The organism is Bradyrhizobium prioriisuperbiae (genome assembly GCF_032397745.1).
GTDB lineage: Bacteria > Pseudomonadota > Alphaproteobacteria > Rhizobiales > Xanthobacteraceae > Bradyrhizobium_A > Bradyrhizobium_A prioriisuperbiae.
Genome location: NZ_CP135921.1, coordinates 8,711,484 through 8,728,971, shown reverse-complemented (window position 1 = coordinate 8,728,971; position 17,488 = coordinate 8,711,484). Strand labels below are relative to the sequence as shown.

General features: G+C 63.1%; 17 protein-coding genes and 1 pseudogene. 12 read left to right on the top strand and 6 right to left on the bottom strand.

The genetic code is table 11. The annotated features are described in order from the left end of the window. The 3 genes from RS897_RS40480 to RS897_RS40470 all read right to left on the bottom strand — a co-directional run bounded on the left by RS897_RS40480 (position 1) and on the right by RS897_RS40470 (position 2,362). Complete coding sequence (locus RS897_RS40480) at positions 1-387, bottom strand: hypothetical protein (RefSeq protein ID WP_315834250.1); 387 nt, start codon at positions 385-387, stop codon at positions 1-3. 186 nt (positions 388-573) lie between these two features. Further along, entirely contained in the window at positions 574-1,230 is a 657-nt protein-coding gene (locus tag RS897_RS40475; RefSeq protein WP_315834249.1) for a response regulator transcription factor, read from the bottom strand. A 58-nt stretch (positions 1,231-1,288) separates the two neighbouring features. After that, the gene (locus RS897_RS40470) at positions 1,289-2,362 is read right to left on the bottom strand and encodes a sensor histidine kinase (RefSeq protein ID WP_315834248.1); all 1,074 of its coding nucleotides are present in this window, start codon (positions 2,360-2,362) and stop codon (positions 1,289-1,291) included. Between the two features lie 341 nt (positions 2,363-2,703). On the opposite strand from RS897_RS40470, the gene RS897_RS40465 reads away from it, so the two are divergent. Beyond that, positions 2,704-3,003 carry a hypothetical protein gene (locus tag RS897_RS40465; RefSeq protein WP_315834247.1) on the top strand — a complete coding sequence of 100 codons (300 nt, stop codon included), beginning with the start codon at positions 2,704-2,706 and terminating at the stop codon, positions 3,001-3,003. Positions 3,004-3,054: 51 nt separating this feature from the next. Here RS897_RS40465 and RS897_RS40460 read toward each other — a convergent pair whose 3' ends face one another. Next, positions 3,055-3,324, bottom strand: coding sequence for a hypothetical protein (locus RS897_RS40460; RefSeq protein ID WP_315834246.1), 270 nt, complete (start codon positions 3,322-3,324; stop codon positions 3,055-3,057). A 410-nt stretch (positions 3,325-3,734) separates the two neighbouring features. Between RS897_RS40460 and RS897_RS40455 the strand changes: the two genes are divergently transcribed. Continuing rightward, entirely contained in the window at positions 3,735-4,412 is a 678-nt protein-coding gene (locus RS897_RS40455) for a terminase small subunit-like protein (protein WP_315834245.1), read from the top strand. On the opposite strand, the gene RS897_RS40450 is transcribed toward RS897_RS40455, so the two are convergent. After that, entirely contained in the window at positions 4,413-4,808 is a 396-nt protein-coding gene (locus RS897_RS40450) for a rhodanese-like domain-containing protein (protein ID WP_315834244.1), read from the bottom strand. A gap of 85 nt (positions 4,809-4,893) precedes the next feature. On the opposite strand from RS897_RS40450, the gene ftrA reads away from it, so the two are divergent. The 8 genes and pseudogenes from ftrA to RS897_RS40410 all read left to right on the top strand — a co-directional run. Beyond that, positions 4,894-5,862 (top strand): transcriptional regulator FtrA, encoded by a 969-nt coding sequence (ftrA, locus tag RS897_RS40445; protein WP_315834243.1) that lies wholly within the window; start codon positions 4,894-4,896, stop codon positions 5,860-5,862. 151 nt (positions 5,863-6,013) lie between these two features. Further along, a complete protein-coding gene (locus RS897_RS40440; protein WP_315834242.1) occupies positions 6,014-6,427 on the top strand; it encodes a YbaY family lipoprotein in 414 nt (137 codons plus the stop codon). Positions 6,428-6,738: 311 nt separating this feature from the next. Then, the gene (locus RS897_RS40435; RefSeq protein WP_315834241.1) at positions 6,739-7,089 is read left to right on the top strand and encodes a BA14K family protein; all 351 of its coding nucleotides are present in this window, start codon (positions 6,739-6,741) and stop codon (positions 7,087-7,089) included. Positions 7,090-7,612: 523 nt separating this feature from the next. After that, positions 7,613-8,905 (top strand): D-arabinono-1,4-lactone oxidase, encoded by a 1,293-nt coding sequence (locus RS897_RS40430; RefSeq protein WP_315834240.1) that lies wholly within the window; start codon positions 7,613-7,615, stop codon positions 8,903-8,905. Then, positions 8,902-10,071 carry an alanine racemase gene (locus RS897_RS40425; protein WP_315834239.1) on the top strand — a complete coding sequence of 390 codons (1,170 nt, stop codon included), beginning with the start codon at positions 8,902-8,904 and terminating at the stop codon, positions 10,069-10,071. Before RS897_RS40430 ends, RS897_RS40425 begins: the two co-directional genes overlap by 4 nt. 34 nt (positions 10,072-10,105) lie before the next feature. Further along, positions 10,106-11,806: an aldehyde dehydrogenase family protein gene (locus RS897_RS40420; protein ID WP_315834238.1), complete on the top strand. Its 1,701-nt coding sequence runs from the start codon at positions 10,106-10,108 to the stop codon at positions 11,804-11,806. Between the two features lie 206 nt (positions 11,807-12,012). Continuing rightward, positions 12,013-13,224 carry an MFS transporter gene (locus tag RS897_RS40415; protein ID WP_315834237.1) on the top strand — a complete coding sequence of 404 codons (1,212 nt, stop codon included), beginning with the start codon at positions 12,013-12,015 and terminating at the stop codon, positions 13,222-13,224. 73 nt (positions 13,225-13,297) lie between these two features. Then, positions 13,298-13,596 (top strand): annotated as a pseudogene (locus RS897_RS40410) (integration host factor subunit alpha); the annotation flags it as partial. 29 nt (positions 13,597-13,625) lie between these two features. Here RS897_RS40410 and RS897_RS40405 read toward each other — a convergent pair. After that, on the bottom strand, positions 13,626-14,282 hold the full coding sequence (locus RS897_RS40405; RefSeq protein ID WP_315834236.1) for a TetR/AcrR family transcriptional regulator: 657 nt from the start codon (positions 14,280-14,282) through the stop codon (positions 13,626-13,628). Positions 14,283-14,709: 427 nt separating this feature from the next. On the opposite strand from RS897_RS40405, the gene RS897_RS40400 reads away from it, so the two are divergent. Both RS897_RS40400 and RS897_RS40395 read left to right on the top strand, forming a co-directional pair. Next, positions 14,710-16,179, top strand: coding sequence for an amidase (locus RS897_RS40400; protein WP_315834235.1), 1,470 nt, complete (start codon positions 14,710-14,712; stop codon positions 16,177-16,179). Beyond that, positions 16,176-17,480: an MFS transporter gene (locus tag RS897_RS40395; RefSeq protein ID WP_315834234.1), complete on the top strand. Its 1,305-nt coding sequence runs from the start codon at positions 16,176-16,178 to the stop codon at positions 17,478-17,480. Before RS897_RS40400 ends, RS897_RS40395 begins: the two co-directional genes overlap by 4 nt. Positions 17,481-17,488 lie beyond the last annotated feature (8 nt).

Here is a 17,488-nt window from a genome sequence, read left to right as displayed (position 1 = left end):
CTATCTTCCCGCGTGGCCGGATCCCAGTCCGCTGATGGTTGCGCCAAGCTCTGAAATTGCGGCGCCGATGTCCCGATGCGAAGCGAGCCGTTTTTGCTCCGTGTCCCGCTCGAGCTCGGTTACCTTCGCTTGAAGCGCGGCCAGTTCCTTCGCAAAGTCCGCTTGCAGCCGACTGAGGGACGCCTGCATCTCCTCCCGCAGGCCGGCCAGATTGCCTTCGATCGACCGCTGCGCTCCGCCAAACAGGAGATCGCGAACCTGATCGATCGTCGCCTCGCGATGCGTGGTCGCTTCGGATCCGTTGCCTGGAGCGGCCGAGCTCGCAACGTCCCTCGCGACGTCCCTCGCAGTGTCCTTTGTGCTGTGTCTCTGCTCGATACCCTTCATGGCCGTTCCTCAGTTCTCCGACGCTACCAAACTGTCGCTATCCCGACCTGCCGTCATCCAAGACGATCGCGATCCAGCACCAGTCTGAATTAATTCATTGCAAACATAGAGGTTTTATCGGTCGGGACAAAGGTGAATCCGCGGTGGACCCGATTTCGAAAAATCCACGTTCCCAACGCGTTCATATTAGTGAGTAATTACCTTTATTGCCAGTTCCGTCCGGTTCTTCGCCTCGCATTTGGTCAGGATCGTGCTGACATAGTTCTTGACCGTCCCTTCAGCCAAATGCAGCTGCTCGCCGATCTCGGTATTGCTCTTGCCCTCGACAATCAGCCTGAGAATTTCATTCTCGCGGGCCGTCAGGCCCTCGTGAAGGCGCGGTTTTGCCGCCGGATGCGGGCGGCGCAACCGCTTGAACTCGTCGAGGATGCGCGCGGCCACGCCGGGCGAAAGCCCCGATTGGCCGTTCGTCACCGCGCGGATCGTCGTTGCGATCTCATCGATCCTGGCGTCCTTCAGCAGATACGCCTTCGCGCCTGCGCTGACGGCCTCGAAGATCAAGTCATTCGTCTCGAACGTGGTCAGGACGACGATATGGGTCTGCGGGAACTCGCGGAGAATCCGTTGGGTCGCCGTGATGCCGTCGACGCGTGGCATTTGCAGATCCATCAGGATGACGTCGGGCCGATATCGACGCGCAAATTCGATCGCCTGCTCGCCGTCGGCTGCGCCCGGGAGAATTTCAAAGTCGTCGTTCTGTTGTGCGAGGAGGGTGGCAAGGCCTTCCCTGATCAGGGTCTGATCTTCGGCGATCAGCACCCGCACCTTTTCGATTTTGTCCACGAGCCGCCCCATCATCCTTATCGTTGCCCTTCGCGCTCCACTCCCGGCGTCCGATTGCTCAATATGTCAGCGTACCTGAAGACAGTGTCCCGGGCGGCGCAGTCACGGGTAGCGATATCCGAACCAGTGTTCCTTTCCCGCGCGCGCTCTCCACCGCGCAGTCGCCGCCGGCGAGTTCAGCAAATTCGGCCATTCCTATCAATCCGAAGTGCCCTGGCTTGGGAATCGCCCGGTCAAAGCCGCATCCATCGTCCCGGATCTCGACAATCATTCTTCTGCCGCTGCTGGCCTGCTCCTCGACCGCGCGAAACCGGACCCGCCGCGCTTTCGCATGAGCCTCGACATTGCGCAGCGCCTCGCCGAGAATGCGCTGGATCGTCATGCCGTAGGTGTGCAGCCCGCTGCGCGCTTCATCACTGATGTCCACCGACACCTCGGCGCCGGTGCGTGTCGCAAAATCGGATAGCATGCCTTCGACGTCCGGAGAAAGTTCGGGCTCATCGGGCATCCGCAGGCGGGCAATGGCATCGCGTGCGCGCGCCAGGCCGCTGATTGCGGCTTCTTCGGCTGTCGCAAGACCATCGGAGACGCGCGCGGGATCGGTCGATAGGAAGTGTCGCATCAGCCGAATCTGGGTCAAAAGCGCCATGATCGAATGCACCAGCGTGTCGTGAAGGTCGCGCGCCAGGCGCAGCCGCGTCCGTGCAAGCGAGGCAAAACGCACCTCCGAACTTGCCGCCTCGAGCTGTTGCTCCATCAGGCGCCGCGCGCGGCGTTCGCTTCCGAGCAGCACTTCGACTTGGCGCGCGGCAAAATCGGGCATCGCAATCACAAGATAGTGCGACTGCTCCCTGTTCCAGAGGACGACCGCCGTGACGGGATGATCCAGCCCGAGTGACGCGCCTCGGACACTCGACAGGGCGATGACCTCCCGCTGTCCTTCGGCCAGCGCAGCCAATTCGGATTCCATCCCCGCAAGCAGCATGCACTGGCAGCAGTCCACGCCGATCGCAGGCAGCCATTCGACCAGGCCTCCGATCTTGCGCCGCGTCGTTCTGTCGGCTCCAACGACGGCAAGCCCTATGACGTTGGCTTCTGCAGCCGGAAGCAACTCAGCGTCGAGGTCGATCATCCGTCTCTCAACCAGCTCGAAACGAGCCTCATCAGTTTGGCGTACGCCTGGACGGACCGCAAACAAATATGACTTTCGTCATGTTCGATTGTGACTTTCGTCAGATGTCTCCGCCGCACGAAATACGGTCTCTGAGAGGATGGGGCAGGGCCAAGCATAGGGGATAGGTATGCGAGTAGCAGGGCCATTGCATCAAGAAATAGGGCTGTTCGGTTGGGCGGCGACCAGAGCGATGTCCCCGCCTGACGTCGCACGGGCATGCTCCCACGCGCAATGCTGATCGGCGCGCCAGCAGACGCCGGCACGGCACAAGTGTTCACGATCCTTCGATGAGGTGGCGGATGAAGGTCGCACTTCTGGAAGCGCTGCGTCAGCAGCCAGGCGATTTGGGCGACGCGACAAATAGCCCTAAAGGCCGTTCCGTGACCGCGAGGCAGAAAGCGGCGCTGGATTCGGCGTTCGTCGGACGTCTGCGACACTATCCGCGCGGATATGCCACGAGCAAGTGGGGACCGTTTCACTCACGGCAGGTCGTTTTCTCGCTCGTGCGCGCAGGTCTGCTGAAGGTCAGCCCGACCATGCGCCTTGCGACGCTGACAAAGCGCGCTCGCGAAATCTATTCAGATCCGACCATGAACTGAAGCGGATGAGCAAGAGGAATGGCGGCATGGGAAATTCGGTGCCGGCAGTTGTCACCGCGTGTCGCTTCGGTAGCGGAAAGGCAAGGATGCATGCTGCTGCTTTGGGTTGGATTGGCAATGGCCGGCGGTGGCGCAGCCACCGTCTTGTTCGGCATCCTGGTCCTGGAAACGCCGTTTGGAACCTCCCTCCTTGTCGGCGGACTGATCCTCATGTCCTTCGGGTTTCTGGTTTGGGTGCTTGGCCTTGTGATCCGGAAGTTTGGTCGCGGGCAAAACGGCGTCGTCGTCGGTAATTTGGGCATACGTGTCGCCGGCCGCCATGTCGCCCCGCCAGTCCATGCACTGCCAGGGGAGGCAAACTCGTCGGAGCCTTTCCGGTGAGAATCGACGTGGCAATGCAGCAGTTGCGGTCAGCGGGTCGCCGGCGACATCGTGGTCCGTCGAAACAGGCAACGACGGAGATGACGTTTGCCGTGCCACGGCTTGGGGATCCCTGTGAAGCGGTCAGATACGTATTTTTTCGGCTTGTTGGCCACACCTTTCGCTCGCCGCAGCTTGCCTCGTAACGGTGAATCGCCGAAACTCGACACAATCGCACCAGACGTTTCTCGATAGAGAGATGGTCGCGACCATCGCGCGCCCCACGGCTTTCGCCGCCGGGGCGTTTTTTGTTGGGACTGTTTGATGTTGATTGCGATCGGGCGGGCCGTCGGCGCAAAGGAGTTTCCGCCATGAAAGGACGTCTTGGTTACAGTCGCGAGATCGCCGACCGGATCTGCGTGGAGCTCGACCGTGGCCGGCCGCTGCGCACCATCTGTCACACCCCCGGCATGCCCGCCTACAACACCGTGAGAGGTTGGGCGCGCAGCAACCGCGATGGCTTCGGAGATCGTACGCGACGGCTGCGCAGGCGAGGGCGGCCGACATGTCATGCGCCCGATATTGCCGAGGCGATCTGCGTGCGCCTCAGCGAGGGCCAATCGCTTTCCGAGATTTGTCGCGACGCCGGCATGCCGAACCTGAAGACCGTGTGCCGCTGGGTGCGGCGAAACCGCGGCGGGTTCGGTGCGCGTGTCAGGCGTGCGCGTTTGGTCGGCTATTTCAAGGTGATGGACGAGATGCTCGATATCGCCGACGACAGCCGCGGCGACTGGCGCCTGCGGCGCAAGGCCAATGGCGAAGATGTGCGGGTGTTCGATCGGAACAACGTGGCGCGGGCGCGGCTGCGCATCAAGGTGCGGCGCTGGAAGCTCGCCAACGCGATGCCGAAGGGGCGAGACTGGCTCGCGCCGGAGCCCGATCCGCCGGCCGGCGCCGGCGGCATGAGTTGGGTCGACCTGCTGAAGGCCGTCGATGGCAAATCCGTTGGCTTGCCGAAGTCTTCGCAGAGCGCACGGCGTTGCGGATGATCACGATCCCGCCGCCAACGCGAACCCTTCGTCAAGCCAGCCGGTGATGCCGCCGCTCATGATTTTGACCGGCCTTCCGAGCTCGGCAAGGCGCAATGCGCCACGCGCGGCTCCGTTGCAATGCGGCCCGGCGCAGTATGTGACGAAGATGGTGTCTGCGCCCCACTGCTCCATCCGGGAACTGACGATCTTGCCGTGCGGCAGATTGATCGCACCGGGGACATGACCCCTGGCGAACATGGCCGAACTGCGAACATCGAGCAGCACGAAGTCCGCACCTTTGTTCATCGAGTCATGAACGTCCCAGCAGTCTGTCTCAAACTCGAACTCCGCGCCAAAATGCGCAAGGGCACGATCGCTGGCCGCTGGCCTGACGGCGGTGACGGACGTCGGCATGACAGGTCTCCTTTCGTTGTCGGGTCTTTGTCAGGCTTCCGGCCCGTGCTTGCAATTGGCGTAAATGCCAATATACGTAAAGATCATGCCAATCCCATCGGGCCCCCTTGTTGTTGCGCTGTTGTATGACGGCTTGTGCACGTTCGAATTCGGGGTTGTTGCCGAGATATTTGGCCTGGCGCGGCCGGAGATGGGATCGAATTGGTACCGGTTCGCCAGTTGCCCGGTCGATCAAGGCCCCATGCGCGCCCACGGCGGCTTCACACTGGTGGCGGACGGGGCGCCTGCTTTGATCGAGCAGGCCGACCTCATCATTGTCCCCGGCTGGCGCGGTGCCGATGCTCCGGTGCCCGAACCGCTTTGTCGGAGGCTTCGCAATGCCCATGCGAGAGGCGCGCACCTGGCGTCGATCTGTTCGGGAGCTTTTGTGCTGGCGGCAACTGGCCTGCTGGACGGGGGCACCGCGACAACGCATTGGCGTTATGCGGATCAGCTTCGGCGTCGCCATCCCGATGTCGAAGTCGATGATGCATCGCTCTATCGCCAGCATGGTCGTGTTTTCACGTCGGCTGGCAGCGCCGCGGGGATCGACCTGATGATCGAGATCGTCCGGCAGGATTTCGGCGCAGCCGCCGCAAATTCGGTCGCCCGGCGTCTTGTCATGTCCGCTCACCGCACCGGCGGTCAGGCCCAGTTTCTGGAGCGGCCGGTACCTCAACGCAAGGGCTCCGAGATTGCACCGCTTCTTGACAAGCTTCGCGCCAGTTTGCGGACACGCTGGACCGTGGATGAGATGGCGGCGGAGTGTCGGATGAGCGTCCGTACTTTTCTGCGCCGGTTTACCGAAGCAACAGGCACGTCGCCCGGCGATTGGCTCATCGAAGAACGCGTCGCATGGGCGAAGCAACTGCTGTGTCAGGAAAAGCTGAGCATGGATGACGTCGCTGGCGCAGTCGGCTTTGGGAGTGCTCATACACTGCGACACCACTTTCGCAGGCAGATCGGCATCAGTCCAACTGAATACCGAGCGCGCTTCATCGCTGAACTGCAATGACCGTGATGGTCGATTTGTAATCTTCCTCGGAGCCCTCTTGCCTGCCGGGTTGGATCAGGTTTCTGCGGTAACGGTGCGGTCCTGTGCTAATGTCGTGGTCGTGTTGCAGGCTCGTGCAGCGGTCGAAACTGCGCGCAGGAAGGACGCCGTGATGATCGGATTTTCGCGCCGGGCGGCCTTGATCCTGGGTCTCATCGCAGCCTGTCATGTGCTGCCCGCGCTGGCGGCGCCCAAAACCCTGAGCGGCACCGTGGTCTATCGCGAGCGGATCGCGCTGCCGCCGTCGGCGCGTCTGCAGGTGAGCCTGCTCGACGTGTCGTTGGCGGACGCACCCTCAAAGGTGCTGGCGCGAACGGTGATCAGGCCGCGGGGGCAGGTGCCGCTTCCGTATAGGCTTCGTTTCGACGATACCCGCATTCGCCGCGGCCACAGTTACGCCCTGCAGGCGGAGATCAGGATCGACGGCCGGCTGTGGTTCATCACAACGACGCGCCATTCGGTCTTCACCGGCGGGGCGGATAATACCGAGATCGTGGTCGAGCGCGTCGGTCCGGATCCGCGTTAGTTCCGCTGTGCCGAGCCGCGCTGATACGCTCCTCGGCATCAGGAGATGCTGTTTCGCCGCTGGTGACGTGCAGGCCTGTCAGAATGTCGGCGCGATCAGCGTCCCCGCATTTCGCCTTGCGAAATTCGCGTTCTCGAAATGACACAGTTCCGGCGTTTTCAACGGTTCCGTGCACCGCACGTCATTGAACCGGCGGACATGTTCGAATAGCGTTCATATTGGGCCGAGGCCATGCGCGCCCACAATCATTGTCAAAAACGAATCGGGAGCAGGTGAGGACCTGTGCCCGTTGGAATCGAATAGGAGACGCAATGCGTTTTTTGAAGATTGTTTCAATGGCCATCGTCGGTACTGCGATGTTTTCGGCATCCGCGATCTCAGCTCCCTTGCAGACCGGCGCGGGTCTCGCAGTAAGTGTTCCGGCCTTGACGGAAAAGGTCTGGTGCCGTCACGGCTACTGCAATGACGACGGCGTCGGAGTTGGCGGTCTTGTCGGTGGCATCGTCGGCGGCGTGATTGCCGCGGGTGCAGCCAGCGCCGCCGCGCAGCAGGAGGCCGCCGCCCAGCAGCAGCACCAGGCCTCGTGTGCCCAACGCTACCGCTCCTATGATCCGGCGTCGAACACCTATCTGGTGAAGGGCCGACGCTACATCTGCCAGTAAGTTTTCGATCCCATCGTGTTTGGATCTGCTTTTAGGGCTGCGGTGCGAACCGCAGCCCTTTTGTCGTTTCGGCGGCCACGACGACGTGGAATGATGGCGGACGATCATTCGGCGCATGCTGGCAAGTCCGGATGCCGCGCCGTTTTTCGTCAGCAGCAGATACTGCCGCAACGCACGCAGGCACGACACATGTGGTGTGAAGGCGCCACGTGATCTGCATCGGCGCGGGGGTCAATCTTCCGCTATCAACTGCTTCGCCAGCGCCATGTAAGCGGGCAGCGTCACCGGATCGTTGGCCATGTTGCCGGCCATGCGACGCGTTCCGTGTGACGGGTTCGGGCACGTGCCTCTGTGGCCGTGGCTGCGATAGGGCCGGGCGACCGCCGAGGTCCGGCCTTGACTCGGGAAATTCAAAAAGATAATGATCGCTATCATATTTGGCGAGCCGGCAAGCGGCCGTGCTCCTCCTCGGATGCCCCCGAGGGGAGTGCCCCGTTTCGGTGGCCACCCTTGGCGGGAAGACATGTTGCAGATCGTGAAACACCAATGGTCGAACTGGTCGGGCTTTGTTACGGCCCAGCCGCGAAGCATGGTCAGGCCGGACAATCAGGATGATCTCTCGGCCATCATCAGGACCGCGCCGGGCCCCATCAGGATGGTCGGCACGGGGCATTCCTTCACGCGTCTGGTGCAGAGCGAGGGCACGATCGTGTCGCTCGACAACTTCCAGGGATTGATCGCGCACGATCCGCAGAAACTGCAGGCGACTGTTGGTGCCGGTACCAAGATCGGGCCGATGACCAAGCTGCTGAATGACATTGGCCAGGCACTGCCGAACATGGGCGATATCGATACCCAGGCGTTCGGCGGCGCGCTCGCCACCTCGACTCACGGTTCGGGTGCGACGCTCGGCGCTTATCCGACGTTGCTCGAAGCTATTCAGATTACCGACGGTCGCGGCGCGGTGCGCGAGTTCAATCGCACCACGAATCCCGACGCGATCAATGCCGTGGGTGCCTCGCTCGGCGCCTTCGGTGCGGTCACGCAAGTGACCATCCGCAATGTCGCGAGTTATCGCCTGCGCCGTCGCCGCTGGGCCGAGCCGGTGGCGGGGGTGCTGGATCGCTTTCACAGCATCATGACGGCGCAGCGATCGGTCGAATTCTTCTATATCCCGTTCTCGGGTCAGGCCATCATGCTGACCAGCGAGATCACTGACGCCCCGGTGACAGCCCGTCCACAGGACACGGACAACGAGGCGGTCAAGACGCTGCGAACCCTGCGCAACTATCTCAAGCGCATGCCGTGGTTGCGCAAGAGCCTGATCGGCTCGGCGATCGGCAAGCTGCCGCCGGAGGATTATGTCGAGGCTTGGCTGAAGGTCTACGCCAGCGAGCGCAATGTGAAGTTCAACGAGATGGAATACCATCTCCCGATCGAGGAGGGACCCAGAGCGCTGCGCGAGATCATCGCTCTGCTCGAGACCCGGTTTCCGGAAGTGTATTTCCCGATCGAGGTGCGGGTGGTGGCGCCTGACGAGATCTGGCTCAGTCCGTTCTACAAGCGGCCGAGCTGCTCGATCGCGATCCATCATGGCGCGCCGGAAGACCCGTTGCCGTTCTTCGCCGCGGCAGAGCCGATCTTCCGCAAGTACGGCGGGCGGCCGCATTGGGGCAAGATGCACAACCTGACTGCTAAAGAGTTGAGCGCCGTCTATCCGCGCTGGAACGACGCCATGGCGGTGCGCCGTGAGATGGATCCCGACAATCGGTTTGTGTCGCCGTACATGGCGCGGTTGTTCGGCGTCGAGCAGTGAGCGCGGATTCGTATTTCGCGGGGCTTTCGGCGGCGTTGCACGCCGCGGAGATTCACCAGCCATGTCTGGTGCTCGATCTTGATCGGCTGAACGCCAATATCGCGAGGATCAAGTCCCGGCTGGCGCCGGGACTGCAGGTCCGCATCGTCGACAAGTCGTTGCCATGCCTGCCGCTTCTGGCCCACATCCGCAAGGCGCTCGCTACCGACCTGGTCATGACATTTCACTTGCCGGTCAGCGCGGCCGTGGCGACGGAGTTTCCGTCGGCCGATCTGCTGTTCGGCAAGCCGATGCCGGTGGGCGCCGCGCGCCATGCGCTGACCAAGGGGGCGCTGGCCGATCCCGCCGGTCCGGGCTCGCGCATCGTCTGGCTGATCGACACCGACGAGCGGCTCGCGGCCTATCATGCGCTGGCGGAAGAGTTGCGGATCGATCTGCGCTTCTGTTTCGAAGTCGATGTCGGCCTGCACCGCGGCGGCTACCGCAACCCCGATGCGCTGCTGCTCGCGCTGAAGGCGCAGGAAAAATACCCCCGGCTGCATTGCCAGGGGGTCATGGCGTATGAGGCCCATATCGGCCACGTGCCCGGCCTGTTCGGAGGGCCGAAGGCCGCGCTGGGGAAAGCCAGGAGCCTGATCCGGCAGTTCGTGGCCTGCCTGGCGCCGCACCAGCGCACTATCCTCAATATCGGCGGCAGCTCGACCGCGTTGCTCTATGACAGCGGCATCGGCGCCAATGAGTTGTCGATGGGATCGGCGTTCGTGCTGCCGACCGATTTCGACGTGCCGAGCCTGTCGGGGCTGAAGCCCGCGGTGCATATCGCAACGCCGATCCTCAAAGTGGTCGATCCGCAGGTGCCCGGCTTCGATGACCGCTCATGGATTCTGCAGAAGCTCGGAAAATTTCCCCGGCGCGGCTGTTTCCTTTACGGCGGACGCTGGATGGCGAAGCCGGTGCATCCGCCCGGGCTGACGCCGAGCCAGCAATTCTGGCACTCCACCAATCAGCAATTCGCCGGCCTTCCGGACGACGCGGACGTCAAGCCCGACGATTTCGCCTTTCTGCGCCCGACCCAGAGCGAATTCGTGCTGCAACTATTCGGCCCGATCACCGTCTATTCCGGTGAACGGATCGTCGATACCTGGCCGGTGCTTCCACCATCCTGAGCACACCCACGTTGGACGAACGGAGACACGCGATATGACCGCTCTTGCTCTCAAGACCAACCCACGTCTCGACGAACTGGAGACTGCGCTCGCCGAGCTCGATCAGCGCAAGGACGCCTGGGCGCGCACGTCGATCGGCGAGCGCATTGCGATGCTGGCCGAAATCAAGGAGCATCTGATGGAGGTGGCCGAGGCCTGGGCCAAGACCGCGGCGCGCAAGAAGAGCATTCCGGCCGGATCGCCGCTGGAGGGCGAAGAATGGCTGGCGGGCCCCTACACGGTGATGGGGGCCTGCAACCTGTTCATCGAAACGCTGTCGCAGATGGACGGCAAGCAGTTCCTGAAAACCATTCCGGTGCGCGAACTGCCGAACGGGCAGATCGCCGCACGTGTGATGCCGCATTCGATCTGGGACAAGCTGTTGATGGCCGGGGTGACCGCCGATGTCTGGATGCAGCCGGGCGTCACTGCGGCTAATTTGGCCGACAACACCGCGTCAGCCTATGCGACACCGCCCGAGCAGAGGAGCGGCAAGATCGCGCTGGTGCTGGGCGCTGGCAATGTTGCGATGTTGTCGCCGCTCGATTGCTTTCATAAGCTATTGGTCGAGCACCAGGTGGTCATTCTGAAGCTGAATCCGGTCAACGACTATCTCATCGACTTCCTGCAACCCGCCTTGCGGCCCCTGATCGCGTTCGGTGCGCTGCGCATTGTCCGCGGCGGTGCCGACACCGGTGCTTATCTCTGCAATCACGATCTGGTGGACGAGATCCACATCACCGGCGCGGCCGCTTCCCACGATGCCATCGTCTGGGGGCCGGGTGAAGAGGGCGCCGCCAACAGGCAGAACGGCACGCCGCGCAATACCAGGCGCATCACCTCGGAACTCGGCGGCGTCAGTCCGACCATCGTAGTGCAGGGCCCCTGGAGTGCCAGCGATATCGCGTTTCAGGCCGAGCAGATCGTGACGCAAAAGCTGAATAATTCCGGTTTCAACTGTATCGCCTGCCAGATGCTGGTGTTGCCCGAGAGCTGGGACAAGTCCGGCGCGCTGTTGAGCGCGATCGAAACCACCATGAAGGCCGCGCCGCCACGGCCGCTGTATTACCCCGGCGCCTCCGAGCGCATGGCGCAGTTCCGCGCGCATGGCGAGGGCGTGCACGAGCTTGCGCGCAACGACGCACCGGCCTGCGTTTTGACCTTCTGCCGGCCGGGCAGCGACAGCTACCTCGAGACCAACGAGGTGTTCGCGCCGGCGATGAGCGTGGTGCGGATCGCGGGTGTCGATGCGGAGTATTATCTGCGTGCCGCCGTTGACTATGCCAACAGCAAGCTGCACGGCACGCTCGGCGCCAATATCCTGATTCATCCGAAGACCATGCGCCAGATCGGCCGCAAGCGGTTCGAGGAGATCATTGCCACCCTGCGCTACGGCGGTATCGCCATCAACGCCTGGTCTGGCCTCGGCTCCTCACTGATCCAGACGCCGTGGGGTGCCTTCCCGGGCCATACGCTCGACGACGTCCAGAGTGGGATCGGGTTCGTGCACAACAGCTTTATGTTCGACAAGGCCGAGCGCACCGTGATCGAGGCGCCGTTCCGGGCGTTTCCACGGCCGGCCTGGTTCGTGACCAATCGCAAGGCCGATGTACTGGGACGGCTGATGACCAGCTTCCAGTATCGTCCGGGCTTTTCGAAATTGCCGCGCATCATCGCGACGGCGCTGCGCGGTTAGACTTGGCATTCGCTTCGAACATCCTGGATGGATGAACGAATGAGCCGTAGCTCGGATGAGCGCGCAGCGCGATATCCGGGGTCGGACGGTGCGATTGGATCCTGGGTGTCGCGGAGCCTGTCATCGGGCCGCGCTTTGCGCGGAGCCGTTGGCTCACCCGGGCTACTGATCTCGAATCTTTCATAGATGTTGGGGAGGGTACTTGGATGACTGCAATGAGTTCGGCGGCGGCGAGTCCGGTTTCGGCGCAGAATCAAGATTGGCTGGTCGGCAATCCCACGGCCGTTCAGGTTGGCGCGGCGTTGTGGATCGGGTCGGTCGGTCTGCTCATTCTCGGCCTGCAGCCGGTGCTGCTCGGCGCGCTGTTCAACGAGCACCGCATCGATCTCGACATGCTCGCCTTGGTCGTTACCGCCGAAATCGTTGCGATCGGCATCGGCTCCGCGGTCGCCGCAATGCTGTTCTCGACCCGCCATCTGCGCCTCAAGTCCGCGATCCTGCTCCTCGCGCTGGCGGCGCTCAACACAGCGGTGTCGTTTGCGGAGACGCCCCATGCGATCCTGCTGGTCCGTACCCTTGCAGGCGTAGTCGAGGGCGGCATGGTGGCGGTGTCGATCGAGCTGATTGCCCGGTCCCGCCGCGCTGAGCGGATCGGCGGCATCTTCATCGCGCTGCAGACTCTGGCGCAATGCCTGCTGGTCTTCGGGGTTGGCAAGTGGATCATCCATGAGGCGGGCGCCGTCGGGGCCAATACCGGTTTTCTGGTGCTCGCGGTCGTGAGCCTGGCGTCGATCGTTCTCGCTGGGCTGGTGCCCGCCGAATATGGCGAGATTCCCAAGCAAAAAGGCAATATGGACGGCGTGCTGACGCCGCGCTCCATCCTGGCGCTGCTGAGCATCTTCGCATTCTTCATGTTCGTCGGTGCGATCTGGGCATTTCTGGAGCCCTTGGGCGGGCAGAACGGCATCGATTCGCAGACGGTCGCCTTCATGGTTTCGGCGAGTCTTGCTGCGCAAGTGCTGGGCGCGCTCGCCGCGACCTGGCTGCAGGCTCACATCGGCTATCGCGCGGCCATCCTGGTCTGCTCGCTGCTCGGGCTCGCGGCCTCGGTCGTGCTCGGCATCAGCCCCACACTCGCGCAGTTCTGGGGCGCCGTGCTGGTGATCGGCTTCATCTGGATGTTCGTCATTCCCTTCATGATCGGGCAGACGGTCGACGCCGATTCGTCACGCAACACGGCGTTGTTGATTCCGGCGGCGCAGCTGTTCGGGGCCGCGATCGGCCCGCTGGCCGCGTCGATGTTCGTGGTCGGCGACGACGCGCGCGCGGTGCCGGTGTTCTCGATCGGCGCGGTGACCGCCAGCCTGGTGCTGTTCGGCCTGTTCCTGATCGCGGCGCGCCGCCGCGCCGTTTCCTGAAGACGGATATCACTTGAATCCGGAGCGACGAATTGGATCAACCCATATTGGATAAGCCCATATTGGAACAGCCATGACCGGAACCAGAAGCACAGTGTGCGCGTCGATCTGCACGACGCGGTTTACCGGGCGGCGAGCTTGTCCCGCCACGGGTCCTCTGCGTTTGCGGAACTCGTTCTCAAGGAAATCACCGATTGCCTTGAGAGAGGTGAGACTGTGAAGTTGTCGTCGTTCGGCTCCTTCATCGTGCGCGGGAAAGGCCAGCGGATCGGCCGCAATCCAAAAACGGGAGAGGAGGCCAATATCCTGCTGCGGCGTGTCATTGTCTTCAAGGCCTCGGCCGTTCTGAAGCAGCGTATCAACGCCAACGGTGTTGACAACGACACCGATCGATGTGGCGATCAATCGTCGCGGCGCTGCAGGTCCAGCATGGCCAGGTTCAGGATCCGCGCTGCATCGCGAATAATGTCGTTGCGGGGGATGAGATCTTCTTCGTCCAGCATTTCGTCGGTGGCGTAGCCGAATTCCACGGTGAGCCGCACGCGGCGCCACAGCGCCTTGCGGGGGACACCGGGAAGCAACGGAGCAAAGGCGTCGGTGATCCGGTCGGTGACAAAGCGGTGCGAGGCGACGCGGACATGGGCGAGCTTCGGCGAGGCGCGCAGGGCGCGCTCGATCCAGGCGCCGCCTGGTTCCGCCTTGGTGATGCGCGCGGTCTCGCGCATCAGGTCCTCGAGATGGGTCGTGAGTGTGTCGATGCCGTCCGGGGTATAGCGCTCCACCCAGCGCAACAGCGCCTCGTTCTGGCGGTCCATCAGGCGCTGCCCCAGGGTCTCGAGCACCGCGTGCTTGTCCTTGAAGTAGCGATAAAGCGCCGGCGGCGTCATGCCGGCGCGGGCGCAGATCATGTTGGTGGAAATGTTCTCGATGCCGACCTCGCCCAGCAGTTCGCCCGCCACGTCCAACAGGTGGTCGCGGGTTTGCATCGCGCGCTCCTGCTGCGGTGTCGCCCGCTCGGGCGCGGGTTTCGTCTTCTTGATGGTTCGTGTCTTTGCCATGGTTGTCAGTCAAACCCAAAGGGAGTGCGCTTTCGCGTGGAATTCCCGTGTCTTATCAAAAAAAGCCGAGCGCACAAAACGGTGTTGCGACATCGGGATCGGTGCTTTGCACGATTCAGGCGAAGGTTCGCATGACAAGGTAGTGATTGCTACCTTAAGTCGCGGATGCAAGCACCCTCAGCCTCGCGCGCCATTGTCGTCATACCCGCACTTGTGTGTGCGACCCGGCGGAGCCGAGTCGCCCGGGTAACCACGTTCAACGGCGCTGCCGTTCCTATTGACATACGATAGTTATAACTATTTAATTGGAGATCTGCGGTCACCGCGCGAGTGGGGAAACCAAGCGATGCCAATTTGCGATCACGTGTTAGCGGCATCGTCCGCAAATGAAGCCAGCAGTGATGGCGACAGTTCCGCCAAAATACCGGTGACCCCGGACGCAACCGAACTTGCCGCGATGATCCGGCGCAAGGACATCACCGCGCTGGAAGCTGTCGATGACGCCATCGCTCGTGCCGAGGCGATGCAGCCGAAACTCAATTTCCTGGTCACGGCGACGTTCGATCAGGCGCGGGCAAGGGCGCGAGCCGGCGGCTTGGGCGGTCCCTTTGCCGGCGTGCCTTATCTCATCAAGGATATGTATGACATCGCGGGCGTTGCCACCCGTTGGGGCGCGCGCGCCACGGAGATGGCGCCGCTGCCGGCTGAAAGCTCTCCGCAGGTGAAAGCCTTCGAAGCCGCGGGGCTGGTGCTGATCGGCAAATCGTCGCTCGGCGAGTTCGGTTTCCTGCCGACATCAGAGCCGTTGGCGTTTGGGCCGACCCGCAATCCCTGGGATCTCAGCCTGTCGTCGGGCGGATCATCGGGCGGTGCGGCGGCGGCGGTCGCGGCCGGGGTGCTGCCGATGGCGGACGCCGCCGACGGCGGCGGTTCGATCCGTATTCCGGCCTCGGCGTGTGGCCTGTTCGGCCTGAAGCCGTCACCCAGCCGGCTGATCGGCGATCAGCACACCGCCGGTGGGCTCGAGGTCACCGCTGAGCATTGCATCTCGCGCAGCGTGCGCGATTCGGCGGCATTGTTCGCGGCGATGGAGCGCGTTGGCGCGGACGCGCTGTTGCCGCCGATCGGCGCCGTGACGGCACCGTCGAAGCGCCGCTTGCGTGTCGGCTATGTGATTAACAGCATCGGCGGCCGGCAGCCGGACGCAGATGTGCGGGCCGGCTTGGACGGCACCGCCAGGCTGCTGGAACAGCTCGGCCACACGGTTGAGGAAACCACCTGGCCGCTCGACGGCGCTGCGCTGAACGACGACTTTTTCAAGTTCTGGATGGCGGGGGCGCGCGAGGCCGTGGGGCTGGCACGCCTCGCCATCAATCCAAAAATCGTCGCACTGGTCTCTCTCGCTTTGCAATCGATCGGACTGCTTCGCGATGGCATCGGGCGCAAGCCGGATGAATTGATGCTGGAGCCCTTCACCCTGCAGATGGCAGAGATGGCCGCGCGGTTGCCCGCGGGCGAGCTTGAGAACGCCAGAGCCAGAATGCGGGAGTATCAGAAATCCTATGTCGGCTGGTTCTCTGCCTATGATGTGACCCTGTCTCCGACGCTGGTGCGGCCGTCGGTTCCGGTTGGTCATATTGACGGCAGCATGTCGGTCGACACCTTGCTGACGCGTTTTGGCGAATTCGCCGACTATACGCTGATCCACAATGTCGCAAGAGCGCCGGCCATGAGTGTGCCGCTGCACTGGACGGCAGGTGGATTGCCGGTGGGGATGCAATTCGCCGGCCGCGAAGGCGATGAACGGATGCTGTTTGAGCTGGCCTATGAGCTCGAGGCGGCACGGCCGTGGGCGCATCGCCGGCCTCCGGTGTTCGCCGGCGGGAGGCCGCAATGATGCTGTCGACGGAGGTGGCCGAATTCAGAAGGGCAGCACCACGTCCCGACGCATCGGCGGCGCTCGCCGAGCCGGTGATGCCCGTTCGCAAGCGGTTCATCGGCCTGCTGACACTGGCCAGTCTCGGCCTCTACACCGGGATGTTTGGGATCAGCAATCTGCTGCTGCCGCGGCAGGCCGCGCTGATCTCGCCCGACAGCAAGGAGACGGCGTTCGCGCTGATCTCGAGCCTCGGCGCTCTCGCCGCGGTGCTGGCCAATCCGCTCATCGGAGCGTTGTCCGATCGCACCACATCGCGATTTGGCCGCCGCCATGGCTGGACCATCGGCGGCGCCACGATCGCTGCCATCGCCCTCATTTTACTCGGCCATCAGACTACGTTGCTTGGCATGGTGGTGCTGTGGTGCGTGGCGATGGCGGGCATGAACGGCATGCAGGCGTCGCTGACCGCGGAGGTGCCGGATCATGTGCCGGTGCGGCAGCGCGCGGTGACCAGCGCCTTCATGGGCGTGATGCCGGCTGCCGGCACCATCGTCGGCGTGGTGCTGGCGGCTTACGTGTTCACCGGGCTGTCGGAAGGCTATGTCGCGCTTGCCGCGATGGTCCTGCTGCTGGCGCTGCCGTTCGTGCTGACCACGCGGGATGCCGTGCTGTCCCGTGCCGCGCTGGCGCCATTCCGCTGGCGTGATTTCCTCGCCGGCTTCTGGATCAGTCCGCGGCAGCATCCGGACTTCGCCTGGGCCTGGATCACCCGCTTCATGATGCAGCTCGGCTCGGCGATGTTCACGCTCTATCTGCTGTTCTTCCTGCGCGACGTGGTTCACTACGAGCAGGTGTTTCCGGGCAAGCGATCCGAGGAGGGCGTGTTCATCCTCACATTGATCTATACCGGCTGCTCCCTGCTGACGGCGACCACCGTCGGTTATCTCTCCGACCGCCGTGGGCGGCGCAAGATTTTTGTGATCGTGTCGGGACTGGTGCAGGGCGCCGCCATGCTGCTGCTCGCGGTCTGGCACACCTGGCTGGGCGTCCAGTGCGTCACCGCCATTCTGGCGCTCGGCTATGGCGCCTATATTGCGGTCGACCAGGCCATGATCACCCAGGTGCTGCCCGCGGCCGGCAATCGCGGCAAGGACCTCGGCGTGATCAATTTCGCGATCGCGGGCCCCTATGCACTGGCGCCGGTTCTCGCCGCGCCATTGGTTATCCAGTTCGGCGGCTACCCCACACTCTGTGCGGTCGCGGGGACGATCCTGGTGCTGGGTTCGATCTTCGTGCGCAACATCAAGACCGTGCCGTGAGGCCACGA

Coding starts and splice junctions, on each gene's coding strand:
- RS897_RS40480 (WP_315834250.1), bottom strand. CDS start 387: ATGAAGGGTATCGAGCAGAGACACAGCACAAAGGACACTGCGAGGGAC.
- RS897_RS40470 (WP_315834248.1), bottom strand. CDS start 2,362: ATGATCGACCTCGACGCTGAGTTGCTTCCGGCTGCAGAAGCCAACGTC.
- RS897_RS40465 (WP_315834247.1), top strand. CDS start 2,704: ATGAAGGTCGCACTTCTGGAAGCGCTGCGTCAGCAGCCAGGCGATTTG.
- RS897_RS40460 (WP_315834246.1), bottom strand. CDS start 3,324: ATGGCGGCCGGCGACACGTATGCCCAAATTACCGACGACGACGCCGTT.
- RS897_RS40455 (WP_315834245.1), top strand. CDS start 3,735: ATGAAAGGACGTCTTGGTTACAGTCGCGAGATCGCCGACCGGATCTGC.
- RS897_RS40450 (WP_315834244.1), bottom strand. CDS start 4,808: ATGCCGACGTCCGTCACCGCCGTCAGGCCAGCGGCCAGCGATCGTGCC.
- ftrA (WP_315834243.1), top strand. CDS start 4,894: ATGCCAATCCCATCGGGCCCCCTTGTTGTTGCGCTGTTGTATGACGGC.
- RS897_RS40440 (WP_315834242.1), top strand. CDS start 6,014: ATGATCGGATTTTCGCGCCGGGCGGCCTTGATCCTGGGTCTCATCGCA.
- RS897_RS40435 (WP_315834241.1), top strand. CDS start 6,739: ATGCGTTTTTTGAAGATTGTTTCAATGGCCATCGTCGGTACTGCGATG.
- RS897_RS40430 (WP_315834240.1), top strand. CDS start 7,613: ATGTTGCAGATCGTGAAACACCAATGGTCGAACTGGTCGGGCTTTGTT.
- RS897_RS40420 (WP_315834238.1), top strand. CDS start 10,106: ATGACCGCTCTTGCTCTCAAGACCAACCCACGTCTCGACGAACTGGAG.
- RS897_RS40415 (WP_315834237.1), top strand. CDS start 12,013: ATGACTGCAATGAGTTCGGCGGCGGCGAGTCCGGTTTCGGCGCAGAAT.
- RS897_RS40405 (WP_315834236.1), bottom strand. CDS start 14,282: ATGGCAAAGACACGAACCATCAAGAAGACGAAACCCGCGCCCGAGCGG.
- RS897_RS40395 (WP_315834234.1), top strand. CDS start 16,176: ATGATGCTGTCGACGGAGGTGGCCGAATTCAGAAGGGCAGCACCACGT.